Origin of the sequence: Nocardia neocaledoniensis (assembly GCF_029868625.1) — a bacterium.
In the GTDB taxonomy this organism is placed as follows: Bacteria; Actinomycetota; Actinomycetes; order Mycobacteriales; family Mycobacteriaceae; genus Nocardia; species Nocardia neocaledoniensis_A.
In genome coordinates this window covers 1-8836 of record NZ_JARWOJ010000415.1, presented here as the reverse complement: position 1 = coordinate 8836, position 8836 = coordinate 1, and the positions used below count along the sequence as shown (strand labels likewise).

General features: G+C 70.2%; 8 protein-coding genes. 2 read left to right on the top strand and 6 right to left on the bottom strand.

Features of this window, described 5'->3' with window-relative positions:
* Positions 1-51 precede the first annotated feature (51 nt).
* On the bottom strand, positions 52-1566 hold the full coding sequence (locus QH270_RS32665; RefSeq protein WP_280348498.1) for an MFS transporter: 1515 nt from the start codon (positions 1564-1566) through the stop codon (positions 52-54).
* On the bottom strand, positions 1563-2099 hold the full coding sequence (locus QH270_RS32660) for a helix-turn-helix domain-containing protein (RefSeq protein WP_280348496.1): 537 nt from the start codon (positions 2097-2099) through the stop codon (positions 1563-1565). Before QH270_RS32660 ends, QH270_RS32665 begins: the two co-directional genes overlap by 4 nt.
* 136 nt (positions 2100-2235) lie before the next feature.
* Between QH270_RS32660 and QH270_RS32655 the strand changes: the two genes are divergently transcribed.
* Entirely contained in the window at positions 2236-2889 is a 654-nt protein-coding gene (locus QH270_RS32655; protein WP_280348494.1) for a TetR/AcrR family transcriptional regulator, read from the top strand.
* Complete coding sequence (locus QH270_RS32650; RefSeq protein WP_280348492.1) at positions 2886-3728, top strand: LLM class flavin-dependent oxidoreductase; 843 nt, start codon at positions 2886-2888, stop codon at positions 3726-3728. Before QH270_RS32655 ends, QH270_RS32650 begins: the two co-directional genes overlap by 4 nt.
* Positions 3729-3732: 4 nt before the next feature.
* Here QH270_RS32650 and QH270_RS32645 read toward each other — a convergent pair whose 3' ends face one another.
* The 4 genes from QH270_RS32645 to QH270_RS32630 form a co-directional block, all read right to left on the bottom strand.
* Positions 3733-5349: an ABC transporter ATP-binding protein gene (locus tag QH270_RS32645; RefSeq protein ID WP_280348490.1), complete on the bottom strand. Its 1617-nt coding sequence runs from the start codon at positions 5347-5349 to the stop codon at positions 3733-3735.
* Positions 5346-6149, bottom strand: coding sequence for an ABC transporter permease (locus tag QH270_RS32640; protein WP_280348500.1), 804 nt, complete (start codon positions 6147-6149; stop codon positions 5346-5348). Before QH270_RS32640 ends, QH270_RS32645 begins: the two co-directional genes overlap by 4 nt.
* A 95-nt stretch (positions 6150-6244) precedes the next feature.
* Complete coding sequence (locus tag QH270_RS32635; protein ID WP_280348488.1) at positions 6245-7198, bottom strand: ABC transporter permease; 954 nt, start codon at positions 7196-7198, stop codon at positions 6245-6247.
* A 6-nt stretch (positions 7199-7204) separates the two neighbouring features.
* On the bottom strand, positions 7205-8674 hold the full coding sequence (locus QH270_RS32630; protein ID WP_280348486.1) for an ABC transporter substrate-binding protein: 1470 nt from the start codon (positions 8672-8674) through the stop codon (positions 7205-7207).
* Between the last annotated feature and the right edge of the window lie 162 nt (positions 8675-8836).

Below are 8836 nucleotides of genomic sequence, written 5' to 3'. Positions count from 1 at the left end.
GGCGGGGGGGGGGGCCCCCCCCCCCCCCCCCCCCGACCGAGCGGATCGTGGCTAACGATTGCCGCGGACGGGTTCCTCGGCGAGCGCCGGCACGATCTCCGGAACCACTGTGTCGCTTCGGGATTCGTCGGTAACGTCGGCCTCGGGGGCCGATGGGGCAGCCAGTGCGAGGCAGAGCGCCGCGCTGACGACCAGGGCCACGATGATCGTGAAGGCGCAGGCGGTCAGTGCGCTCTGATAGTCGCCGGTGGCGGCGGCACCGAAGAAGACGGCGCTCAGGGAGGCGACGCCGATCGCGCCGCCGAACTGCTGGCCGGTGGTCCAGATTCCCGAGGCCGATCCGGCGTATCGCTCGGGCACCGTGGAGAGGAACAGTGTCGTCAGCGGAGGCTGGACGAGGTTGATGCCGACACCGACGACGAACAGGCCGGGCGCGAGCAGCCACGGGTTGACATCGGTCGTCGCGGTGGTGGCGGCTCCCAGCACCGCCAGGGTGCCGACAGCGCCGAACAGCGCACCGGCGAGCACCGCATAGCGACCGAACTGCACGGTGAGACGCCCCACCAGCGGCGCGATCGCCAAACCACCCGCGGAGAACGCGACGGTCACCACGCCGGCGCGCAGCGCACTGTAGCCCTGGCCTTCTTGGAGCCAGAGCACGAAGACGAGCAGGAAACCGCTGAAGGCGGCGAACGCCACCAACTGCACCGCCAGCGCGACACTGCTGGTGCGTGCCAGGAGCAGGTCGAGCGGCAGCAGCGCGCCGGCGCGGCTCGCGGTATCGCGATTCTCGCCGATGGCGACGAGCGCTACGACGGCGATACCCGCGGCCAGCAGGAGCCAGATCCACGGCGCCCAGTCGTATGTGCGGCCTTCCAGCAGCGGGAACACGATCGCCACCAGGCCGACGGTCAGGGCTGTCGCGGCGAGCCAGCGCGGGCGCAGCACACCCTCACCGCGACTCTCCGGAATGAGCCACGCGCCGAGCCCGAGCAGTACGAGTGCCGCGGGGACGCTGATCCAGAAGATCGCCCGCCAGCCCAACCCGGCGACATCCGCCGTCACGAGCACGCCACCCAACAGCAATCCCCCGGCCTGGGCGAGTCCGGCGACCACACCGAAAATGCCGAGGACCGTGGCGCGTTCGGGCCCGCGGAAGAGCACGAACAGGCTCGAGAGAACCTGGGGCGCCAGAATCGCCGCGGCCGCGCCCTGTGCGGCACGGCTGGCGATGAGTTCGCTCGGGGAGTTCGCGAGGGCGGACCAGGCGCCGGCGAGCGCGAACACACCGAGCCCGACGAGGAAGACACGTTTGCGTCCCCACAGGTCGCCCAATCGGGCGGCCGTGATGAGGGTGGCCGCGAACGCCAGCAGGTAGGCCGTCGCGATCCACCCGACCTGCGCCGGAGTCCCGCCGAGGTCGGCTTGGATCGCGGGCAGGCCGACATTGACGATCGTGACGTTCAGCAGATCCAGCGTGAATCCGAGGACCAGTACCGCCATCGCGGCCCAGCGTCGGGGATACAGGGCGTTGGCGTCGTCGACTGCCGGGGTCGTAGTACTCATCGGGCGTTTCCCCCTGAACGGATGATGGTCTGGCCTTCGGTCGTCGGTCGGCCCGTGACCCGCGGCATGTGCGTCGCGGCTCCCGGTAGCACACCGACCAGGCCGTTACGGCGCAGGATCGCGTGCACGGTCGACAGCGCGGGCACCTGAGCGGAACCGGATCGCACGAGTTCGGTACGGATCCTGCGCGCGCCCCATCCCGGATGGATCAGCCGCAGCCGCACGACGAAGTCCTCGATGTCGGCCGGCGTCCGAGCGGGAAGGGTCTTGGGCCGGCTCGATCTCGGCGCCAACCCCGCCACGCCGTCCTGCCGATAGCGTGCGAGGTAGCTGTAGTAGCTCTTGCGCGAGACCTGGTATCGACGGCAGACCTCGGTCACCGTCACACGTTCGCGCGCCGGCGCCTGCAGGATCTCCAGCCACTCGGCCCGCACACCGACGGCGGAGCCGGGTCCGCCCGCCGTGCCGCTTCCGTTCGGGCGAGCACCCTGGCGCAGGGGTGGATCAAGCGTGTCTCTTGGGGCTTTCGTCATGGACTTCTCCCGAAGTGGAGAGCGTGATTTGAACTGGCGAGTTCACTGTAATATCCCCGACTGGACATATCAACCGGAGTACATGGAACTGAACCAGTGAGGCAACTTTCCACCGCGCGTGAGTTAGACTCCGGTGGTGACTTCAGCGACGACACCGGCCGGCCAGACCACTTCGCGCGGGCGGATCGACAAGCGGCAGGCGATCCTGGACGCGGCGTTCGTGGTGTTCGCCCGCCGGGGATACGCGCAGGCGGGGGTGCAGGAGATCGCCGAGGTCGCCGGGGTCGCCAAGCCGACGATCTACAACCACCTCAACGACAAGGAAACCCTCTTCCGGCACGCGCTGGCCGCCGTGAGCGACGCCGTCCTGGCCGAGAACCTGGCGGTCGTCGAGCGGTTGCGCAACCCCGGCGACGACCTGCGCGCCGCCTTGGAGGACGTGGCCTACCGGCTGATCCGGTCGTGTTGTTCGGAACAGTCCCGATCACTGCGCTGGCTCACCTACGGTCAGGTGGCCCAGTTCCCCGATCTGATCGATCTCGTGGTGAGCCGCACGTCCGACCAACTGGGCGACGCGCTCGCTGATCGGCTGGCACGCCTGGCCCTGTCCGGCCGCCTGCGCGCGAGCGATCCCGCGACCGCGGCCGAGCAGTTCCTCGTGCTGATCACCGGCCCCATGGAGGGCCGCACCCGGCTGGGCACCCGCAAGGTCGCGGCCGCCGAGATGCACGCGGTCGCCACCGCGGCCGTCGATACCTTCCTGCGCGCCTACGGCACGGAGAACTCTTGAGTCACCGACCTTTCCGCTTCGGCCTCGTCACCGTCGCCGACGCGCGCCCGACGACGTGGACATCGACGGCCCGCTGGGCCGAGGACACCGGGCTCTCATCGCTGCTCCTACCCGAGCTACCCGCTCCGGTGCCCGCGCCGCTGACCGCCCTGGCCTACGCCGCCGCGGCCACGACGACGCTCGAGGTCGGAACGTTCGTGCTGGCCAACGATTTCCGCAATCCGTTCGTCCTGGCGCGAGAGGCCGCCACCCTGGACCTGGTGTCCGGCGGCCGGTTCCGGCTCGGGCTGGGCGCCGGTCAGACCGCCCTCGGCTACGGCGAACTCGGCGTTCCGGTGGAATCCGACCGGGTCAGGTTCGAGCGTCTGGCCGCCTCGGTCCGGATCGTCAACGCGCTCTTCCGTGGGGAGCGCGTGGAAGCGGCTGGGCCGCACTACACCAACACCGGAACCGCGCTATTGCCCACACCACCGCGCAAAGTGCCTTTGCTGGTCGCGGCGGGTGGCCGGCGGGCGACCGAACTCGCCGCCGCCGAGGCCGACACCGTGGCCTTCAGCACCTTCTCGGCGGACCAGCTTGCCCGCCAGGTCGAATGGCTCGAGAAGGCCGCGGGCACAAGGACTTCCGAGATCGAGCGTGGCCTGCGCTTCAGCACGCCGACGAGCTCCATCGGTCCGCCGATTCCTGCCGACGCGCCGAATTCGCTCACCGGATCACCCGCGCGGGTGATCGATCAGCTCCGTCGGCTCCGCGACGACTACGGCATCTCCTACATCGTTCTCGACGATGACGCGGCCCGCGAGCTCGCGCCCGTGGTGAGCCGCTTGTCGGGAACCTGAGCCCTCACGCGCCCTCCGCGAGTTCGGCGCCGGGTATCGCGGCCAGCAGCCGACTGGTGTACTCGTGGGCCGGCTCGTCGAAAACCCGCTCGGTGTTGTCGATCTCGACGATCTTTCCCCGCCGCAGCACCGCCACCCGATGGGCGATCTGGCGCACTACGGCGAGGTCGTGCGAGATGAACAGATACGCCACACCGGTGTCGGCCTGCAGCTGCGCGAACAGCTCGAGGATCTGGGCCTGCACCGAGACGTCCAACGCCGACACAGGCTCGTCACACACCACCAGTTCCGGCGACAAGGCCAGCGCCCTGGCGATCGCGACGCGCTGGCGTTGCCCGCCGGAAAGTTCCGCAGGCCTGCGGTCCAGCATCGCCGCGGGTAGCGCGACCCGGTCGAGCAACGCACGCGCACGCGCCGCCCGGTCGGCACGGTCGCCGATTCCGAAGACCCGCAGGGGTTCGGTGATCACGTCGCGGATCGTGAAGCGCGGATCCAGTGACTCGTAGGGATTCTGGTAGATCACCTGCGCCCGGCGCCGGAAGGCCCGCAACCGCGCGCCCCTGCTGGTGGTCACCTCCTCGCCGTCGAAAACGATGCGGCCGGCCGTCGGCGCGCTCAAGCGCAGCACCATTCTGGCCGTGGTGGTTTTGCCCGAACCCGACTCCCCCACCAGCGCCAGCGTCTCCCCACGCCCCAGGGTGAAGCTCACGCCGTCGACCGCGCGGACACTCTGCGCGGCACCGTTCGCGCGTGGCAGCGGGAACTCCTTCACGAGATTCTCGACGGTGAGCAGCGGCTCGGCTTCCGTATCCCGCGCGGGCGGGCGGGTACCCGCGCGTCCTGGCACACTGCGCAGCAACTGCCGGGTGTACGGATCGCGCGGGGCTTCGAGGATCTCGCGCGTCGGCCCGCTCTCCACGATTCGGCCCCGCGACATCACCGCGATCCGCTGGGCCCGGTCGGCGGCGACGGCGAGGTCGTGGGTGACCAGAAGGACTGCGGTACCGAGGGTTTCGGTCAGACTCGTGATGTGGTCGAGGATGACCCGCTGCACCGTCACATCCAGCGCGCTGGTCGGCTCGTCGGCGATGATCAGCGCGGGGTTCGCGGCGATGGCGATGGCGATGAGCGCGCGCTGCCGGATGCCGCCGGACAGTTCGTGCGGATACTGGGCCGCCCGGGTCCGCGGATCGGGCATGCCTGCCCGCTCCAGCAATTCCACCGCCGCGTCGGCAGCGGACCGCCGCGACGCCAGACCGTGGATCACCAAGACCTCGGCGACTTGTTTGCCGATGCGTTGCACCGGGTTCAGCGACACCGCCGGGTCCTGTGGGATCACGCCGATCTGCGCACCACGGATCGCGCGCAGGTGCTTGTCCCCCACCGTGGCGAGATCGGTGTCGCCGAATCGGATACTGCCCGCGTCGATCCGGCCCGCGGCGGGCAGTAGCCCGGTGACAGCGTGCGCCGTCGAGCTCTTGCCCGATCCGGATTCGCCGACCAGCGCGACGATCTCGCCCGGCGCGATGTCGAAGTCCACCGCGCGCACCGCCTGTACCCGGCCGGTGCGGGTCCGGTAGGACACCGTCAGCCCGCGCACTTCCAGCAGATTCCCGGTCATCGACGACGCTCCCATTCCCCGTCCAGTGCCCGCGCGATCCGGTTGGTCGCGAGCACGACGAACGCCACCATCAGGCCCGACAGTGTCGAGATCCACCACGCGTTGGCGAGATAGTTCCGGCCGCTCGAGATGAGCGTGCCCCATTCCGGCGCCGGCGGGACCACGCCGTAGCCGAGGAAACTCAGCGACGACACCGCCAGCACCGCGGTGCCGAGTTCCAGCGTCGCCAGCACGACCACAGGACCGATCGAGTTCGGCAGCACATGGCGGCCGAGCACGGTGAACCACCTGGCCCCGGAGGCCCACGCCGCCTCGACGTAGACCGCCTGCCGCACCCGCAGGACCTCGGCGCGCATCACCCGGGCGAACCCGGCCACCCCGGCGACACCCACCGCGACAGCCACCTTCACGGTGCCGTAGCCCAGCGCCGTCACCAGCGCCAGCGACAGGAACAGGGACGGAATCGACAGCAGGACATCGGCCAGTCGCATGAGCGCGTCGTCGACCCACCGCCCGACGAAGCCGGCGACCAGGCCCATCGCACCGCCGACGACGAACGCGACGGCCACCGCGATCACCGTCGCCTGCAACGACAGCGCGGTGCCGTGCACGACACGGGTGAACAGGTCGCGTCCGAGCTCGTCGGTGCCGAACCAGTGCCGGCCACTCGGCGGGGCGAAGATCTCCGATGGCACGCCGAGCAGCGGGTCACGGTCGGTGAACAGCGTCGGCCACGCGGCGGCGAGCACGACGAGCACGAGGGTCACCACCGAGAGCACCAGTCCGGGCCGATACAGCAGGAAGCGCGCCGGTCCACTCCGGGGCGCCTCGGTGTCGAGGTCGTCGTCGACGACGACGGGGCGGGCGACGGCGAGTTCGGTCGGCACGGTGTCGGTCACGCGTAACTCCTCGGGCGCGCGACCACGATCCGCGGGTCGAGCAACGGATAGATCAGATCGACGATCAGGTTCACCACGACGAAGACGAACGCGCCGAAGACCACCACGCCCTGCACGAGCGGAATGTCCTGCACGCTCACGGCATTCGCCATGACACGACCGAGACCGTTACGCGAGAACACCGTCTCGATCACCACCGCGCCCGCGACCAGTTGCCCGACCAACAGGCCGACAAGGGTGAGCGCAGGCAACGACGCGCTGCGCAGCGCGTGCCGCAGATGGACCCGGATCCGGCTGGCGCCCTTGGCCCGCGCGGTCTGCACGAAGGGCGCGTCCAAGGTGCTCAGCAGGCTCTTCGCCAGCACCTGCGCGATGAGCGCGCCGGTCGGAACAGCCAGGGTGACGGCGGGCAGCACCAAGGCGGAGGGCCCGCCGTTGCCGAACGCGGGGAACAGCGGAATCCGGAACGACAGGAGCTGGACCAACATCAGACCCGCCCAGAACGACGGGATCGAGATCGCCAGCGGCGGCAGTGACAGCAGGATCTGCCGAAGCCAGCGGCGGGAAGTGTAGGTCGCCGCCACCGCGAGGCCGCCGCCGAACAGCACCGCCAGGATCAGCGCGGCTCCGGTGAGCTGCAGGGTGGGCGGCAGCGCCGCGGCCATGGTGGCGGTCACCGACCGGCCGGTGGCGACGGAGTCACCGAAGTCACCGACGAGTGCCCGCCCGAGGTAGTCCAGGTACTGCAGCACGATCGGCTTGTCGAAGCCGTACTCGGCCCGCAGCGCGGCGAGCTCCCGCGGATCGACCGGTGCGGAGGTCGATCCACCGCCCGCCATCGCCGACACCGGGTCGCCCGGCAGGAACTCCAGTACGAAGAACGACACCGTGTACGCCGCCCACAGCACCCCGACCGCCTGGACCAGGCGGCGTATCACATACCGTCCCATGCCGGTTCAGCTCCGCCACGTGTCGTGCAATCGGGTGCGGCTCGACGATTCGAAGGTCAGGCCGTGCACGCTCGGCCCGACCGCGAGTACCGTCTCGAGCTCCACCACCGGAATCACGTGCGCGTTCCGCACGACCAGCTGCTGGGCCCGCTCCACGAGAGGCTGCCGCTTCGCCGGGTCGGCCTCTGCCGCCTGCGCGGTGAGCAGGCCGTCGAGTTCGCTCGGCGGCAGCCGGTAGGCGTTGACCTGCTGGGTGGAGTACAGCGTGCGCAGGCAGTCGGGATCGGCCCGGCTCAGGTCGCCGCCCCACAATCCGTCGAAGTCGCCGGATCCGATCAGCTGCGGGAACTGGGTGACCTGGAGCTCCTCGAGCACCAGCTCCACTCCGACCGCCGCGAGCTGCTGCTGGACCAGTTCGAGCGCGGCGCGGGTGTTCTGGGAGTTGTTGAACCACGCTACGTTCAGGCTCAGCCGCGCGCCGTCCTGCTGCCGGATGCCGTCGCCGCCGGGCCGCCAGCCCGCTTCGTCCAGCAGCGACGTCGCCCGGGTGGCGTCGTAGCCGAGGTCGGCGGACAGGTCGGTGTAGCCGGGCGTGGTGTGGGAGAGGATGCCCGTCGCGGGCACGGTGCCGCTGGCGAAGACGGCCTCCACGATCTGGCGCCGGTCCAGGGCGGCCTGGATGGCACGCCGCACCCGAACGTCCCGCAAGATCGGGCGGGAGTTGTTGAGCCCGAGGTTGAACACCGCGCCCGGGTGCGAACGCGTCAGCAGCGCGATGCCCGAGGCCTTCAGCCCGGCCTCGTCCGCGCGTCCCAGTCCGGCGGCGACATCGATCTGCCCCGACTGCACACTGCCCGCGCGGACCCCGGATTCCGGGATGACCGTGAACTCGATCGAGTCGAGGTAAGCCTCGCCGGGCTTGGTCCACAGTGGCGAACCCCACCCGTATCCGGTTCGCTTGGCGATCGTGATCGACTGGTTGGGCACGTATTTCGACAGGACGAAGGGTCCGGAGCCGATCACGCCGTCACTGCACCGCTGCTGGGGCGTCTTCTCGGCGCTGGCCGCCGAGACCAGGCCGAGCGCCGCGGTCGAGGTCGCCTGCAGGAACTGCGCGTTGGGCTGCTCGAAGGTGATCCTGGCGGTGTGCTCGTCGACGACCTCGGTGCCGAGGTAGCCGTTGAGATAGCCCTTGGACAGGATCGCCAGCGCGCCCAGCTTCGGGATCGCGTCGAAGTTCGCCTTCACCACCTGGGCGTTCACCGGACTGCCGTCGCTGAAGGTGGCGTCACGACGCAGCCGGAAGGTGAACGATCGGGCATCGGGTGCGACCTCCCAGCTCTCGGCCAGCCACGGCACGCTCGCCCCGGTCTCCGGGTCCTGGTCGGTCAGCGAATCGACCGTCTCGCGGAGCGAGTACAGGGTGTCGCTGCTGCCGACCTGCTGGGGATCGACGCAGCCGGCGTCGGAGGCCACGGAGAAGCGCAGCGTGCCACCGGATCTCGGTGGACCCGCGTCCCCACCGTGCTCGGCGCGCGGGGGGCCCGGCCCCGGGGGCAAGGGGGCGCCAGCCCCCCCGAACACAGCGCGGGGGGTGGGCGTGGTTAGAAAAGCCCAGGGGCCCCCCCAAATAAGATG